At 42.6% G+C, this 15079-nt stretch carries 16 protein-coding genes and 3 riboswitches; of the genes, 12 read left to right on the top strand and 4 right to left on the bottom strand.

Annotated elements, in window-relative coordinates:
- Positions 1-279 precede the first annotated feature (279 nt).
- Together buk and JBW_RS17090 are read left to right on the top strand one after the other, a co-directional pair.
- On the top strand, positions 280-1368 hold the full coding sequence (gene buk / locus JBW_RS17095; protein WP_007955961.1) for a butyrate kinase: 1089 nt from the start codon (positions 280-282) through the stop codon (positions 1366-1368).
- A 48-nt stretch (positions 1369-1416) separates the two neighbouring features.
- Complete coding sequence (locus JBW_RS17090) at positions 1417-2319, top strand: phosphate acyltransferase (protein WP_007955959.1); 903 nt, start codon at positions 1417-1419, stop codon at positions 2317-2319.
- Positions 2320-2386: 67 nt separating this feature from the next.
- Here the strand turns inward: JBW_RS17090 and JBW_RS17085 are convergent, their stop codons facing one another.
- A complete protein-coding gene (locus tag JBW_RS17085; protein WP_007955957.1) occupies positions 2387-3454 on the bottom strand; it encodes an HD-GYP domain-containing protein in 1068 nt (355 codons plus the stop codon).
- 119 nt (positions 3455-3573) lie between these two features.
- A riboswitch (cyclic di-GMP riboswitch) is annotated at positions 3574-3661 on the bottom strand.
- 169 nt (positions 3662-3830) lie between these two features.
- Between JBW_RS17085 and JBW_RS17080 the strand changes: the two genes are divergently transcribed.
- Entirely contained in the window at positions 3831-4259 is a 429-nt protein-coding gene (locus JBW_RS17080) for a metal-dependent transcriptional regulator (RefSeq protein ID WP_007955956.1), read from the top strand.
- Positions 4260-4423: 164 nt separating this feature from the next.
- On the opposite strand, the gene JBW_RS17075 is transcribed toward JBW_RS17080, so the two are convergent.
- The 3 genes from JBW_RS17075 to JBW_RS17065 are packed head-to-tail and all read right to left on the bottom strand — an operon-like array spanning position 4424 to position 6895.
- Complete coding sequence (locus JBW_RS17075; RefSeq protein ID WP_007955953.1) at positions 4424-5827, bottom strand: nucleoside recognition domain-containing protein; 1404 nt, start codon at positions 5825-5827, stop codon at positions 4424-4426.
- Positions 5824-6603, bottom strand: a complete 780-nt coding sequence (locus JBW_RS17070; RefSeq protein ID WP_036680899.1) for a FeoB small GTPase domain-containing protein — start codon at positions 6601-6603, stop codon at positions 5824-5826. The genes JBW_RS17075 and JBW_RS17070 overlap by 4 nt, the downstream gene beginning before the upstream one ends.
- A 46-nt stretch (positions 6604-6649) precedes the next feature.
- The gene (locus JBW_RS17065) at positions 6650-6895 is read right to left on the bottom strand and encodes a FeoA family protein (RefSeq protein ID WP_007955951.1); all 246 of its coding nucleotides are present in this window, start codon (positions 6893-6895) and stop codon (positions 6650-6652) included.
- 291 nt (positions 6896-7186) lie between these two features.
- Between JBW_RS17065 and JBW_RS17060 the strand changes: the two genes are divergently transcribed.
- The 9 genes from JBW_RS17060 to JBW_RS17020 all read left to right on the top strand — a co-directional run bounded on the left by JBW_RS17060 (position 7187) and on the right by JBW_RS17020 (position 15072).
- Positions 7187-7447 carry an STAS domain-containing protein gene (locus JBW_RS17060; RefSeq protein ID WP_007955950.1) on the top strand — a complete coding sequence of 87 codons (261 nt, stop codon included), beginning with the start codon at positions 7187-7189 and terminating at the stop codon, positions 7445-7447.
- A 143-nt stretch (positions 7448-7590) separates the two neighbouring features.
- Positions 7591-7772: riboswitch (cobalamin riboswitch) on the top strand.
- Between the two features lie 117 nt (positions 7773-7889).
- Complete coding sequence (nikB, locus tag JBW_RS17055; protein ID WP_007955949.1) at positions 7890-8831, top strand: nickel ABC transporter permease; 942 nt, start codon at positions 7890-7892, stop codon at positions 8829-8831.
- Positions 8832-9653: a nickel transporter permease gene (gene nikC, locus JBW_RS17050; RefSeq protein ID WP_007955947.1), complete on the top strand. Its 822-nt coding sequence runs from the start codon at positions 8832-8834 to the stop codon at positions 9651-9653.
- A 64-nt stretch (positions 9654-9717) separates the two neighbouring features.
- Positions 9718-11256 (top strand): ABC transporter substrate-binding protein, encoded by a 1539-nt coding sequence (locus JBW_RS17045; protein ID WP_419177842.1) that lies wholly within the window; start codon positions 9718-9720, stop codon positions 11254-11256.
- Positions 11257-11278: 22 nt separating this feature from the next.
- Positions 11279-12067 carry an ABC transporter ATP-binding protein gene (locus tag JBW_RS17040; protein ID WP_007955944.1) on the top strand — a complete coding sequence of 263 codons (789 nt, stop codon included), beginning with the start codon at positions 11279-11281 and terminating at the stop codon, positions 12065-12067.
- The gene (locus tag JBW_RS17035; RefSeq protein WP_007955942.1) at positions 12057-13037 is read left to right on the top strand and encodes an ABC transporter ATP-binding protein; all 981 of its coding nucleotides are present in this window, start codon (positions 12057-12059) and stop codon (positions 13035-13037) included. The genes JBW_RS17040 and JBW_RS17035 overlap by 11 nt, the downstream gene beginning before the upstream one ends.
- A 23-nt stretch (positions 13038-13060) precedes the next feature.
- Positions 13061-13579 (top strand): GNAT family N-acetyltransferase, encoded by a 519-nt coding sequence (locus tag JBW_RS17030; RefSeq protein WP_007955939.1) that lies wholly within the window; start codon positions 13061-13063, stop codon positions 13577-13579.
- 338 nt (positions 13580-13917) lie between these two features.
- On the top strand, positions 13918-14106 hold the full coding sequence (locus JBW_RS17025) for a hypothetical protein (RefSeq protein ID WP_007955937.1): 189 nt from the start codon (positions 13918-13920) through the stop codon (positions 14104-14106).
- Between the two features lie 281 nt (positions 14107-14387).
- A riboswitch (cobalamin riboswitch) is annotated at positions 14388-14571 on the top strand.
- Positions 14572-14799: 228 nt separating this feature from the next.
- Positions 14800-15072 (top strand): hypothetical protein, encoded by a 273-nt coding sequence (locus JBW_RS17020; RefSeq protein ID WP_235333915.1) that lies wholly within the window; start codon positions 14800-14802, stop codon positions 15070-15072.
- The last annotated feature ends 7 nt before the right edge of the window (positions 15073-15079 follow it).

The raw sequence follows: 15079 nt of genomic DNA, 5'->3' as shown, positions 1-15079 counted from the left end.
AGAATGATGTTTAGAGTAGACAGGTGTACCTGTCTGCTCTTTATTTTGGCATCATATACTAGAATTTGATAAAGACGCAATGCCGTTGATGCGTCCTTTGCGTCTTTGTGGTTCGATTGTTTTATATTTTGTAAAATGGCACGTAGCGTTTTCCTGTTTTCTAAAAAGTATATATAGAGAATATAGTTAGTAAGCAGGATATTCTGAAAGAATAAGGAAATAAATAGTGAGAAAGAAGTCTGAATGTTGAGATATTTATATAGTATCTGGAGGGGAATTATGGTTGATAATTGCCTGTTAAAAGAGAGAATCTTAGTGATTAACCCTGGAGCAACTTCTACAAAATTTGCTGTATATGATGGAGAAACGCTGCTTATCAAAAGGACTGTGGAACATTTTGCTGATGATACCAGCCCATTTGTGAAATTGTTAGATCAGTATGAGTATCGTTTACGAATTATTTTACAACAATTAGCAGTAGAAAAGATTGATCTTTCTACATTTAATGCGGTTGCAGCGCGGGGGGGGATATTAAAGCCTCTTAAAGGTGGAACCTATGAAATTACCCAAGAGATGGTGAATGATTTAAGAGAAGCTAAAAGAGGTGAACATGCTTCTAATTTAGGTGCTGTAATGGCTTATGGGTTAGCCGAATTTTTAAAAATTCCTTCCTATATTGTAGATCCAGTTTCTGTGGATGAGATGGAACCTGTGGCAAGGATATCCGGTTTACCTGATTTACCAAGAATTAGCCTGTCTCATGCTTTAAATACGAAAGCCGTAGCTCGTAAAGTAGCTAAACAATTAGGCAAAAAATATGAAGAGATGAATCTGATTGTGGCTCATTTGGGAACAGGAATTTCTGTAACACCTCACAAACTGGGAAGAATGATTGATGTTAATAATCCGAAAGAGGAAGGACCTTTTTCCCCCGATCGTTGTGGCGGGCTGCCGGTAGGACAGTTTTTAAGGCTTGCTTTTTCTGGTACCTACACCTTTGATGAATTAAAAGAGATGCTCAATTATAAAGGTGGAATGTATGCGTATCTTGGTACTGCCGATATTCGGGAAGCTTTTTCTATGGCCGCTCATGGAAATAGGGAGGCTAGCTTGGTGTTGGAAGCTCTTTCCTACCAAATAGCAAAAGAAATTGGGGGTATGGCTACTGTATTATCAGGTCAAGTGGAGTGTATTATTCTCACTGGGGGAATTGCTCATTCAGAACCCATTGTTAACGCTATTATAAGCCGAGTGCAGTTTATTGCTCCTGTAATTGTAATACCAGGGGAAGAAGAATTAGAAGCATTGGCATTTGGGACTTTAAGAGTAATTCGAGGCGAAGAAGAAGTACAGATGTATTCAGTATAAAAGGAATAAATAGTTCTGATATTGGCAGATCTTTTAGGAGGTTGTCCTTTGTATTCTAATTATCATGAAATCATAGCTGAACTTAAAACTCGTTCCCTAATAAGGATTAGTGTTGCTGTAGCACAGGACAAAGGAGTCTTGGCGGCTGTCAAACTGGCCCAAGAGGCGGGGATCGCTGAGGCTGTTTTAGTAGGAGATGCTGCTCTCATTGCGCCTTTAATGGAAGAGGTTGGCTTATCTGCCGACACGCCAATTCTGCATGAGGCAAACAGTGGGAAGGCAGTAGTGCAAGCTGTTTCCTTAGTAAAGAACGGTCAAGCTCAAGTACTGATGAAGGGATTAGTAAATAGTAGTGATTTTCTGCGAGCAGTATTGCATAAAGGGGAAGGACTGCGTACTGGAAGGCTATTAAGTCATTTAGGTGCTTTTGAGGTTCCCGGTCAGAAAAAGCTTTTATTTATTACTGATGGAGGTATGAATATTGCTCCTACCTTATTTGAAAAGAAGCAGATCTTGGTGAATGCAATATTGGCACTGCATGGAATGGGAATCATGGTTCCTAATGTAGCATTGCTGACGGCCAATGAAGTAGTCAATGAAAAAATGCCTGCCACGTTAGATGCTAAGATTTTAGTAGAGATGAGAAGCAATGGGGATTTACCTGCTAGTCTGATAGAAGGACCGATTGCCCTTGATGTGGCAGTAAGTCAGAAAGCAGCCCAGCACAAAGGGATTGACAGTAAAATAGCAGGTAATGTTGATCTAATCATGGTACCTAATATTGAGACTGGTAATGCATTAGGAAAGTCTCTGATTTATTTTGCTAAAAGTAAAATGGCAGGTATTGTCCTAGGGGCAACACACCCCATTGTCATGACTTCACGATCTGAGACACCAGAGGGAAAGATGAATTCCATTGCCTTAGCTTGTCTGGTCAAGCCGTTAGGGTAGAATGTGAAAAAACGATATAAATAGAGGGAATCCTTGATGGACACAAGGATTCCCTCTATTTATATCGTTAGATATGGGATGCACTTACAATGGAAAGATGGGGATTTTCTGCTAGGTTAATTTCTATAGGTGGAGAATAGGCGGTTCCATCAGGGTAGGCAATAAGACGGATCATCGGCTGCCGAGGGGTATTTTCCAATAAAGAGACTACAATAGCCTTTTCACCTGTATTTAGCAGGACCTCCATTCCTGGAAAATACAAGGCCATCTTAGATAAGAATATTTTGCCGAAATGCTCGTCAAAAGCAGTTCCTAAACCAGAATGAATAATATCATATGCCTCTTCCAATTTCATAGCTTTACGGTATGGACGGCACCCTGTAATCGCTTCATACACGTCGGTAATTGCCAATAACCGAGCATAATTTAGAATTTCTTCGCCCTGAAGTCCTCGCGGATACCCTGTACCATCTATTTTTTCATGATGCTGCCATGCCATATGAGCAACAAGGCTTGACAGTTCCCAGCGCTTGTTCAACAATAAGTTAAATCCAGACTGTGGATGTTCCTTAATGATGCCAAATTCTTTTTCCGTCAAGCGATCCGGTTTATTGATGATTTTTTTATCGACTTTCATTTTACCGACATCGTGAAGTAGAGCACCACAGGTGATTTCTTTGATTTGGGGAATGGAAAAACTACAAGAATGAGCCAATAAAGCAGCATAAATAGCACAATTTAAGGAATGATCTAAGGTATAGTCATCATGAGTTGCAATTCCAGTTAATTGGATGCTTATGGAGGGTTGAATAATTAATTCTTCAACGATATCAGAGGCAATAGAACTGATGGAGTCTATGGCAAAGGCTTCTTTATTATGAATTTTTTCCATTGTGGAACTTAATATAGAGAAGGCTCGTTGCTGAGTTTCTATAGATAAATATTCTGGAATCGCGATATCTGCATATCTTTCGTCGTGAATAAAGAGCGTTTTTACTTTCAACCTTCGTAACTTGTGAAGATAGACTTCCGTTAGCCTGACTCCTGAAGCAAGCAAGATATGTCCTTTTCTGCTGTAAAGGTTTCGTGCTAATATCATACCTGGGTGTACTTCCGTTAACCTAATCTGTCGCAAAATGAGAGCTCCTTTATTTTCAAAAAAATCAGCAATACATGCTTTACCTAGTATATACGAGGGAGAGAAATCACACAAAAAAACTTAACCGCAGATATGAGGCAGTTAAGCTTTTCATCATATGCAGCGTGGCGATCATAGATTGTAAAATCCTTAGACCCTATAGCTTTGCGTCCTTACCTTTCAGTAAGTTTGCCAATATATAATTTAAGAAAATAAGAATAATTGTTGTATTAAAACAAAATGATACCACATGAAAAGGGCGAATTATGTCATAATTTGAAGAAAAATAAAAATAATTTTAGAGATGGTATATTTTTTACGATATTATCATAAAAGTAAATAGTGGGTTTCTAACGTACGGGAGGCGGCTGTTATGCTATCACCCAGTTTGGAAGATTATTTAGAAGAATTATATCGCTTTTCTTTATATAATGATATTGTGCGGGTTACCGATATAAGCCGAAAATTGAATGTATCGCTGCCCTCTGTAAGTAAAGCGTTACGCAAATTAAAAGCTGGACAATATATAAATTATCAACGCTACGGTATTATTGATCTGACTGATAAAGGAAAAAAAACGGGAAACTTCTTAGTCGAGAGAAATAAGATATTGCAGGAATTTCTCACTTTGATTTGTGCTGATTGTGATATAGCAGCAGAAGCAGAGGCTATGGAGCATTATCTTTCTAAACAAACGATCAAATCGATTCAATTGCTCGTAAAATTTATGCAAAATCATACTGAATGTTATAATATTTTTTTAGAGCACTTGATGAATCAAGAAGAGAAGGAAGAAGAATGATCGACAAAACCGTTGTCGATATGCAGTGTCAGCAAGATGAAATAATGAGTAGGCTCCTTATTTCTCTTGAAAAAAATATATGTTTTGTGGTTACTAAAACTAAAGCAGGCTGCTAAATTTAGTTCACAGCAGCCTGCTTTCTGTCTGTAATGACCATGCATTCTCTATACTAAGTTGAGCAATCGTGCTGACTGAGCTACTAAAAAGCATACCGTGAACGCAATGATAGTAGGAATCAGAAAAGTCAAAAAGGTCCACTTCTTACTGCCTGTTTCTTTATAAGCGGATAGCAAGGTTGTGGTGCAAGGCCAGTGAAGCAGGCAAAAGAGCATTGTGCAGACAGCAGTTAACCAAGTCCAGTTATTATTGATGAGAATATCCCGTAATTCCTCTAAGGTACCAAACTCCATCATTTGACCAGTTGATAAATAGCACATGAGAAGAATTGGCATAACGATTTCATTAGCAGGCAGACCTAGGATAAAGGCTAAAAGAATAAAACCGTCTAGACCAATGGCGTAAGCAAAAGGCTGCAGCCAAGCTGCTAAATGGCCAATGATACTTATTTCGCCTATGTAAATATTGGCAAGCAGCCAGGTAATGGCACCGGCTGGTGCTGCCATGATAATGGCCCGTTTAAGGACGAAGATCGTGCGGTCAATGAGAGAACGGTAAAAAATAGCGCCTAATTGGGGTTTGCGGTAAGGAGGCAGCTCTAAGACCATAGAAGAAGCTTCTCCCTTTAGCAGTGTGTGCGATAAAGCCCAAGATACAGCAAAAGTTATAAAAATTCCTAACACAACTAAACTCGTTACTACTAGTGAAGCTACTGCAGTTTGTAATTCTGATACTACCATGCCGCCCATAAAAATAGTGGCGATCGCAATCAAGGTAGGAAATCGTCCGTTGCATGGTACAAAGTTGTTAGTCAGCACAGCAATTAATCGTTCACGAGGAGAATCAATGATACGGCAGGAAACGACGCCAGCAGCATTACAGCCAAACCCCATGCACATAGTGAGAATTTGTTTGCCGCAAGCACGGCATTTCTTAAACATATTATCGAGATTAAAGGCAACTCTTGGTAAATATCCTAAATCTTCTAGCAGTGTGAACAAGGGAAAGAAAATTGCCATAGGTGGCAGCATAACCGCGATAACCCAGGCGAGACCTCGAAACATACCTAAGACTACTATACCAGTTAACCAAGAGGGGGCTCCTGCTAATTCAAACCAGATTAAAAGCTGATCCTGAAATGCAAAAAGCGTGTCGGCAATCATTTGCGAAGGAACGTTTGCCCCTGCAATCGTAATCCAGAAGATGATGCTAAGTAAAGCAAACATAATAGGATAACCAAATAATCGGGAGGTTAAGATATCGTCTAACTTATGATCCCAACTGCGTGAATCAGTGGAATTTTTACTTACGGCTGGTCCTGCTATCATTTCGGCGTTGTGATAAATATCAGATACAATTTTATCACCTAAGTTGGGATTACTAAGGCGGATTTTTTCCGCCTCAGCGCATATTTCCTCTAGGGTGATCATAGGTTTTACTGCAGCACTCATACAGCAACCTCCTGTAAGCGTGTCGAATGCAGATCAAAATCAAGATATTGACTGATGCTATTGATAAACGCTTCATCTCCATCTAATAATCGCAGTGCGACCCAACGAGGGTTGAGATTCGATCCGATTAACCTTGAGACTTTTGGTAGAAGTTGTTGAATGGCATTTTCCACTTCAGAAGAATAGTTAATTTGCCTGGGGGCTACGGTGCAAAGTCCTGTAGACATTTCATATAGCTTTTGACGCAGGATGTCGAGGCCTTTTCCATTACGGGCAGCAGTGGCAACAACTGGTACACCTAAATCTTTTTGTAAAGCAGAGATATCGATCTTAATATTTTTCTTTTCTGCTTCATCAATCAGATTGACGCAAACAATAATCTTTGGTGTGATTTCCATGACTTGCAACGCCAAATTAAGATTGCGTTCAAGGCAAGTAGCATCTAATACTACTAGTGTTGCATCCGGTTTGCCAAAACAAATGAAGTCTCTGGCAACTTGCTCTTCTACTGTATGGGCTAAGATCGAATAAGTACCAGGTAAGTCGATCATTAAAAAAGAGCGATCTAAATACGTAAAACTTCCTTGGGCATTATCAACCGTTTTCCCAGGCCAATTTCCTGTGTGCTGATGTAAGCCAGTTAGTGCATTAAAAACAGTACTTTTTCCCACGTTTGGATTACCAGCTAAAGCTACCGTAAATTGCCCAGGAGTCGTTGTAACTCCAAAATGCTCACTCAGAAGTTTATGATGTTTTTCAATCGTAGAATTGCTCATTCCCATTCTCCCCCCCTAAATTTGTTGGCTATAGTTATAGCCCAGATTACATCGGATTAACATGAATTTGACTGGCGTCTTCACTGCGTAAAGCAATGAGAGTATCACGTACCATATAGGCTACAGGGTCACCTGTTGGGCTCTTGCGAATACATTGAACAGGCGTTCCTGGTACCATACCTAAGTCTAGAATGCGGCGGCGCAGCAAGCCTTGTAAATTAAGGGATACGATCTGGCATACAGATCCTATGCCCAGTGTTGATAATGGAATTGTTGTTAATGCAGTATTCATTATAAATCCTCCTTTGGCAAAATGGTTTAATATTAGCCATGGCTAACATTTGTAGGAAAAAATATGGTTAGCCACGGCTAACATATAAGTAAGGGAATTTAATTCATTATATGAGCAGCAAAAGATTTGGTTACTCACATCGACTTATTTACAAGTAAAATATTTGACAGATGTTTCTAATATTGATAAAATGATAATGATTATCAATATTAGAATAAAAATAGAATCTTTAGATCATGAAAAGATATGATAATCAATTTGTTAAGTTAAGGTTCTAAAGGAGGAAGATGGATGTCTGTATGGGTAACAACTGATAACCGACAAGTATATATGAATGTAAGCGGTGACGTATTTGTAGAACATCTTAATTTTCTGGAGCAAAACATGCTGAAGCATTTGCAGTATGGGTATCGGCGTATTGTGGTTAATATTAATAATATCGGACATTTGGATCATGATGGTATCCAAGTTTTTCAATATGTGCGTGAAAAGATGCTAAAACATGGTGGAGAATTAATTATTGAAGATGAAAAAGGGAAATTAGCCATTTAATTCATACAGGATCGAATTACATCTTGCTTAATGATAAAAGATTTAAAAGGATTTCCTCCATTTATCTATATGTTGCAAAAAAAACCAATAGTTGACAAAAAGCGGATTCTATTGTAAAGTATCGATGAGAATGGCTATTACAATTATATATTGCTGGTATAGGTGCCCTTCGGGGCTTAATAGGGAAGTTCGGTTCAATGCCGACACGGTCCCGCCACTGTAATGAGGAGTAAACCCATGTTGTGCCACTGAGATAGTATCTTGGGAAGGTTTGGGAGAGCGATGATCCAGAGTCAGGAGAACTGCCTATATAACAAATCACCGATATGACCTGCGAGAGATGGGGATGGGATTTATGCGAATTTTCGTATTGTTTTCTGCTTGCGTTTTACTCTCGGTTTATACCGAGAGTTTTTTTATTTTATAGAGAGGAGAGGGTGATTTGAAGGGAAAAGAGCTTGTACATCGCTTAATGCAGATGCTTATTACTCTTTTCGGTGTGAGTCTGCTGACATTTTCGCTGATGTATCTGTCACCGGGTGATCCTGTAGAGATGCTGCTGGAGGTAGCTGACACCATTGTATCAGAGGAAACAATTGCCGAGACGCGGGCGCAGCTGGGGCTGGACAAACCGTTTCATGTACAGTATTTTCGCTGGTTTGCAGGTGTATTACAGGGAGATATGGGCATGTCGTATTCGGCAAAAATGCCGGTAGCTGACCGCCTCTGGCAAAGCCTTCCGGGAACTATGGTGCTTGCTGCCTCGGCGACGGTGACGATGCTTCTGATCTCGCTTCCGTGCGGGATATTGTCGGCGGTATATCGAAACCGCCCGCTGGATTATCTTATTCGCGGCATTTCATTTTTGGGCGTATCCATGCCGAGTTTTTGGGTAGGACTCATTTTGTTATATGTTTTGGGGCTGAAGCTGAGATTGTTCCCGATAGCGGGTGGAGAGGTATCATTCGACAGGATGGTGCTTCCTACGTTGACGCTGGCCATTGCGATGGCGGCTAAATATACACGGCAGGTGCGTACAGCGGTTTTAGAGGAACTGGGACAGGAATATATCACTGGGGCACGGATACGGGGATTTCCCATGCACAAAATTCTCTGGAGGCATGTGCTGCCAAACGCATGTCTGCCGCTTATTACGCTTTTAGGCCTGCAAATTGGCTGGCTTCTGGGTGGCGTGGCTGTCATTGAGATGGTCTTTTCCTGGCCCGGACTTGGCAAAATGGCCGTACATGCCATTGAGATGCGTGATTATCCTCTGGTACAGGGCTTTGTTCTCTGGATTGCTGTTTTGTATATGGGGATCAATTTGCTGGTCGATATTTCCTACACGTATCTTGACCCGCGGCTGAAGAAAGGGGGATGCTGAGTGGGAAGTTTGACAAAGGATAAATTCTTATTCTGGCTTTATACATTTTTTGTTCTTTTAATTCTCGGCTTTGCAATTTTTGCACCTTGGTTGGCTCCTTATGATCCGTATGATGCGGTGATGCGGCAGTCCCTGCAGGCACCATCTGACGATCACTTGTTTGGGACGGACAAGCTAGGGCGAGATTGTCTATCTCGAATTATTTATGGGGCGCGAACTTCGCTGATGATGACGCTTTCGCTAGTTGCCGTTATAACGGTGGTGGGAACTTTTATCGGTGTGTTGGCGGGTTACATGGGTGGAAAGGTGGATACTGTACTTATGCGCATTGTCGATATGATGCTGGCTTTTCCAGGGATTGTGCTGGCTATTGCCATTGCCGGCATGCTGGGCGGCAATATCGTTAATGCAATATTGGCATTGGCGGCGGTCAGCTGGACTAAGTACGCCCGTTTGGGGCGCAGCCTTACGCTGAAGCTGCGCCAGCGTGATTTTATTGCCGCGGCTGTAACAAACGGGTCAAGACCGCTCCATATTCTATGGCGCCATATTTTACCTAATATCCTGCCGACAATTGTTGTGACAGCCGCGATGGACATCGGTACAATGATCATGGAATTGGCCGGCTTGTCCTTTTTGGGTTTTGGCGCGCAGCCGCCGACGCCAGAATGGGGTCTTATGCTCAATGAAGGAAGACAGCATATCCAGACAGCTCCCTGGCTGATGCTTTATCCGGGGGCTGCAATCCTGATTGTAGTAACAATTTTTAATCTATGGGGAGACAGCCTGCGCGATATCATGGACCCGCAGCGGGCAAATTGAATCAAACACAGATGGGAAAGGATGAGATTTCTTGAAAAGAATAGGAAAGTTAACCTTAGTACTTATGGTAGTGTGCTTAGCCGCGGTCTTTATAGCGGGGTGCAGCGGCAGCGGTAAAAAGGAAGCCGACACAAAGACTCTGAAAGTTGGTGTAACTAACTTTGCCGATTCCCTGGAGCCAACGGAAAATTATTTTGCCTGGGTTGTCATGCGTTATGGCATCGGGGAGAGTTTGGCGAAATTTGATGAAAAGATGAATGTACAGCCGTGGCTGGCTGAAAGCTGGCAGATCAGTGCCGACCACATGACCTGGACATTTAAAATCAGAGACGGTGTGAAATTCTCGAATGGCAAACCGCTGGATGCGGCTGCTGTTAAGGCATCGCTGGAAAGATCCTTTGCCAAGAATAAACGGGCGGTAACGTTTTTTAAGTATAAAGAAATAAAGGCCGAGGGTCAAACCCTTACGATTCTTACAGAAAAACCGGAGCCCAATATGCCGGGATTTTTAGCTGATCCGCTTTTTTTAATTGTGGATGTATCGGCTGAGCCGGCACGTAATTTTGCCAAGGAAGGACCTATTGGCACCGGTCCGTATATGTGTAAGACTTTTGTCAAGGATAAAGCAGTGATGGTGAAAAATCCCTATTACTGGGATGGCGTAGTACCTTATGAGACTGTTGAAATCCCATCCATAGACGATCCGAACACACGGGCAATGGCTTTGCAATCCGGCGAGGTCGACATGGCGGTCAATATTGCGGCAGGTGACATTGGCCTTTTTAATGATAAAGCGAAATTCCATGTTGACAGAATTGCATCGCTGCGTACCGTATTGGCCCGGATTAATCAACAAGGTGTTTTGGGTGATCCGAAGGTTCGTGCGGCATTTATCAGTGCCTGCGATAGAAAAGTGTACAATGAAGTTATTCTAAAGGGGACCTTTATTGAAGGAAAAGCACCAGTTCCGCCGTCGATGGATTACGCTTTTGATCAGCTCAAGGATCCGAACAGCTATAATATCGAGCGTTCGAAACAGCTGTTGGCCGAAGCGGGCTGGAAGGATACTGACGGCGATGGTATCTTGGAAAAGGATGGAAAGAAACTTACGGTAGATTTTGTGGTATACAACAGCCGTGCTGAACTGCCCATCTATGCTGAGGCTGTGCAGTCTGATGCAAAGAAGGTTGGTTTTGATGTGAAAATCAAGTCGGTAGACTATAACTTAATCGATAAAATGGGGATTAATGGCGAATATGGGCTTTTGATTTCAAACATTACGACGGCCAATACCGGCGATCCGGAGATCTTCTTAAATTGGTACTGGAAAACGAATAGAAACGGCGATAATCCACAGAACGGCTCCGGTTACAGCAATCCAGCACTGGATACAAAGTTCGCCGAACTTTCCACAACCTTTGACCGTCAACAACGCCGTCAGCTAATCATCGATTGTCAGCAGATCATTATGAACGACGGGGCCGCTTTGTTTCTGGGCTATCCGGAAACAAACATCATCAGTTCAACCTCGATTGAAGGCGCCCAGATGTATCCGTCCGATTACTATTGGCTGACCAATAAGATTAAACCCGCTAAAAAATAATATCACACGAAGGAGAACTGAAATGTTGCTAGAAGTATCGGAGCTTTCAGTATCCTATGGGGAACGTGAAATCGTCCGAAATGTGAATTTATCGCTTGATGAAGGCGAGGTTCTTGCAATTGTAGGCGAAAGCGGCAGCGGCAAGACAACGGTTATCCGCGCGATTCTTGGCTGCCTGCCACATGATGGGCGTGTAAGCGGCGGGAAAATTCTCTTTGAAGGAAAAAATCTATTGGAGAATACTACTGCTGAGTGGTGCCGCCTCTGTGGAACAAGGGCAACTATGGTCTTTCAGGACAGCGGCAGCATACTGGATCCTATCGCCCGTATCGGCAGCCAGTTCATAGAGTATATACGTGAACACTCGCCGCTGACAAAAAAGGAAGCAGCCAAGGAAGCAGAAGATATGCTCAGGAAAATGCACTTGCCTAATCAGGAAAACATTATGAAAAGCTATCCGTTTGAACTGAGCGGCGGTATGCGCCAGCGTGTCGGCGTTGCAATGGCGATGGTTTTTAAACCGCGGCTTCTGCTGGCGGATGAGCCTACATCTGCTCTGGATGTGACAACGCAGGCACAGGTGGTAAAAGAAATGATGGAGATTTGCCAACAAGACAAAACGGCAATCATTATTGTTACACATAATATTGGTGTGGCAGCGTATATGTCGGATAAGCTGATTGTCATGCAAGCAGGAGAGATCGTAGAATCCGGTAGAACGGATGACATTATCGCCCGGCCACAGTCGGTGTATACAAAAGAGCTGTTAGATGCGGTACCGCAGGTTGGAGGGAAGAGCTATGTCAGCTGACAAGGAGACGATTTTAACAGTCGAGCATGTCATAAAGCGTTTTCCGGTAGCTGAAGGGCGCATGCTGACAGCCTGTGATGATGTTTCGTTATCGCTTTATCAGGGGGAAACGCTCGGCGTTGTTGGCGAAAGCGGCTGCGGTAAAAGTACGCTGGTAAAGCTGATCATGCAGCTTCATGCGCCGACAAGTGGAGCTATCTGCTATCGGGGAGAGGATCTGACCCGGCTTACGGGAGAGCGTATGCGGCAAAGCCGGCGGCATATTCAGATGGTGTTTCAGGACCCCTCCCAGGCCTTTAATCCAAAGATGAAGATAAAAGATATCCTTTGCGAGCCGTTGCGCAACTTTAAGCTGATAAAAGACCGGGAGGCGGGAAAAAAGGCTGAAGAACTTTTGTGTATGGTTGAGCTGCCGGAAGAGTTTGCCGACCGCTATCCCGGCAACATGAGTGGGGGACAGCGTCAGCGCATCGGGATTGCCCGGGCGCTGGCGCTTGAACCGGAAATTCTCGTTTGTGATGAGGCGACCAGTGCACTGGATGTATCGGTGCAGAAAAAGATTATAGAGCTTCTGGTCAGAATACAGCGGGAAAAGAATCTGTCTATGATTTTTATCTGTCATGATTTAGCACTCGTATCGCAAATAAGCCATCGTATTGCTGTAATGTATCTCGGTAATATAGTAGAGGTGCTTGCAGGCGACGTACTGAGTGAAGCGAAGCATCCTTATACGAAGGCGTTGCTGCAGGCGGTTTTTCCGGTGAAGAAAAAAGGGGGCACAATGGTCCGGTCGCTGGAGGGCGAGATACCAAGCCCTCTTGACTTGTCGCCAGGGTGCTCGTTTCAGAGCAGGTGCCCGGAAAGCATGGAACTATGTAGAAGAGAAAAACCGGTGCTCGAGGAGCTTTGGCCAGGGCACAGTGCTGCCTGCCATTTATTAAAGCCGCAATCAGGGAAAAACGGCATTTAGCCGGACATGAAAGGAAGGTTACGATGGAGGCCCGTAATATAGTGATTCGCAAGATCGACAATAATGATATTGCCAGTGTGCAAAATTTCTTGTTAGGACAGCTGCAAGACCTCTTTTCTCATAATGGCCAAAGTGCTATTACCGATGATGTCTGGGGATTGGCAAAGTTATATATTGAGCCTGCCCGCAATCAAATGTGGGCCGCCTTCTCTCCTGAGGGCGCTGTTATCGGGACGATTGCGATTTGTGAGTATAATGACCGGATCGCCGTTCTGAAAGGACGCTATCCCGGGAAGACTACAGCGGAAATTGGACGCTGTTATATTGAAAAAACATTGAGAAGACAAGGTATTGGATCGAGACTGCTAAAAGAAGTCGAAGCCTTTTGTTGTGAAAAAGAGTATGAAAACATATATCTGCACACACACCGATTCTTGCCAGGCGGCTTTCATTTCTGGGAGAAGCAGGGGTTTCGCATCGTAGTTGAAGAACAGGGAGATGCTCAAATTGTGCATATGGAAAAATCAGCTGCATCTAAGTAAATAGTGTATAAACGTTAAGAAGGTCTGCAAAAACGAGAAGTTTTGCAGACCTTTTTAACGTTTATACGCTAGAATTGAACCACAAAGGCACAATGCCGCTGCCGCGGCACACAAAGGAGTGCACAAAAAAACAAAAAAAACTTTGTGTCCATTGCGTCTTTGTGGTTCAATTCGTTTTATATGTTTTAACAAAAATCTTGCAATATCCCCCCTGGGGGGATAAAATAAAGAAAAAAGATCGTACCCAAATTAACTATTTTATTGAAAGATATGTTTTTGGGAAAAGGTACATTCGGCAGTTTTCATATTGGTATTCATAGCTAGAAGGAGGTAGGAAGATGAGAGTAATTCGACTGATGATAGTAATGCTTGTTATACCGGCAATAGCACATGCTCACTCTGGCACCTTGGTTAGAACATTAGCAAACTATGTTCCGATTGCATTAGCCTTTATACCGCTTCTAATCAATCCAGTTCTTAAGCTTTTTAAAAAAATCAATTCTTTCTTTAAAAGCAGGCAGGATTAAGCCCAATGTAATGTACCTTTTCTACCACTCGTCTCAGGCAGGAGTCTAAGTATGCTTAAGAATCTCTTATGACCAATTTTGGCAGCATATTGCGAAGTACTGGGGATAGTAAAAAGCTTATGAAGGTGGGTATATGGATCAATTTCATTCATATGCCTTGGACTATGTTCTGATTTTTGGCTTAGGGAGCTGCTTGGGCAACAACATCCGATCAGCATAGCACATAAAACTTGACAATTCTATAAAGATATTATAAAGTGAATAATGTAACGTATCTAAAATTTCATATGGATGGTATAGGTGCCCTTTGGGGCTTAATAGGGAAGTCCGGTTCAATTCCGGCGCGGTCCCGCCACTGTAATGAGGAGCAAACCCATTTTTATGCCACTGGAGTAATTATTCTGGGAAGGTATGGGTAAGCAATGATCCAAAGTCAGGAGAACTGCCTATATAGCAATCACCGATTGACCTGCGAGAGATGGGGAGGGGATTTACGCGCAAGATTCGCGTTTTTTTCGTCCTGGCTGTTTTATGAATAGCCAGGCTTTATTAATACTATTTCTATACTTGCGTTTAAGCTCTCGGCCTATGCTGGGAGCTTTTTTATTTTGAAAAGGGGTGATAAAATACGTTGCTATCAGTGAGCTTTTAGCCACAAAATCTGAAAAAGAAAGTAGAGGTACATAGGTGGATATGCTGAAATGGGAACCATTTACGCCTTTGGTAGAACGAATAGAACAAGAATCCCCGGAGTTATTGGCAGGATTGTATGCATTAAAAGAGCAGATGCTGCCTGCAGAATTTGAAAAATATATTAATTCCTTGATTCGTGTAAGGAAAGCCAATGGTATGTTACTGCTTATTACGAAGAAGGAAATGTATCGATCGATAATTGAGAGCAGGTTCGTGCCGCTGATTCGTTCCAGCTTTGGTGTGGATCGAGTACAGATTATCAGTCAGCCTTAATGGATTA

It is taken from the genome of Pelosinus fermentans JBW45, assembly GCF_000271665.2.
GTDB classification, from domain to species: domain Bacteria; phylum Bacillota; class Negativicutes; order DSM-13327; family DSM-13327; genus Pelosinus; species Pelosinus baikalensis.
This window is presented reverse-complemented; position numbering and strand designations above follow the sequence as displayed.

What these genes read in the sequence shown, in the direction of transcription:
- buk (WP_007955961.1), top strand. Translation starts at nt 280, where the DNA reads ATGGTTGATAATTGCCTGTTAAAAGAGAGAATCTTAGTGATTAACCCT.
- JBW_RS17080 (WP_007955956.1), top strand. Translation starts at nt 3,831, where the DNA reads ATGCTATCACCCAGTTTGGAAGATTATTTAGAAGAATTATATCGCTTT.
- JBW_RS17075 (WP_007955953.1), bottom strand. Translation starts at nt 5,827, where the DNA reads ATGAGTGCTGCAGTAAAACCTATGATCACCCTAGAGGAAATATGCGCT.
- JBW_RS17070 (WP_036680899.1), bottom strand. Translation starts at nt 6,603, where the DNA reads ATGAGCAATTCTACGATTGAAAAACATCATAAACTTCTGAGTGAGCAT.
- JBW_RS17065 (WP_007955951.1), bottom strand. Translation starts at nt 6,895, where the DNA reads ATGAATACTGCATTAACAACAATTCCATTATCAACACTGGGCATAGGA.
- JBW_RS17060 (WP_007955950.1), top strand. Translation starts at nt 7,187, where the DNA reads ATGTCTGTATGGGTAACAACTGATAACCGACAAGTATATATGAATGTA.
- JBW_RS17045 (WP_419177842.1), top strand. Translation starts at nt 9,718, where the DNA reads ATGGTAGTGTGCTTAGCCGCGGTCTTTATAGCGGGGTGCAGCGGCAGC.
- JBW_RS17040 (WP_007955944.1), top strand. Translation starts at nt 11,279, where the DNA reads ATGTTGCTAGAAGTATCGGAGCTTTCAGTATCCTATGGGGAACGTGAA.
- JBW_RS17035 (WP_007955942.1), top strand. Translation starts at nt 12,057, where the DNA reads ATGTCAGCTGACAAGGAGACGATTTTAACAGTCGAGCATGTCATAAAG.
- JBW_RS17030 (WP_007955939.1), top strand. Translation starts at nt 13,061, where the DNA reads ATGGAGGCCCGTAATATAGTGATTCGCAAGATCGACAATAATGATATT.
- JBW_RS17025 (WP_007955937.1), top strand. Translation starts at nt 13,918, where the DNA reads ATGAGAGTAATTCGACTGATGATAGTAATGCTTGTTATACCGGCAATA.
- JBW_RS17020 (WP_235333915.1), top strand. Translation starts at nt 14,800, where the DNA reads ATGCTGAAATGGGAACCATTTACGCCTTTGGTAGAACGAATAGAACAA.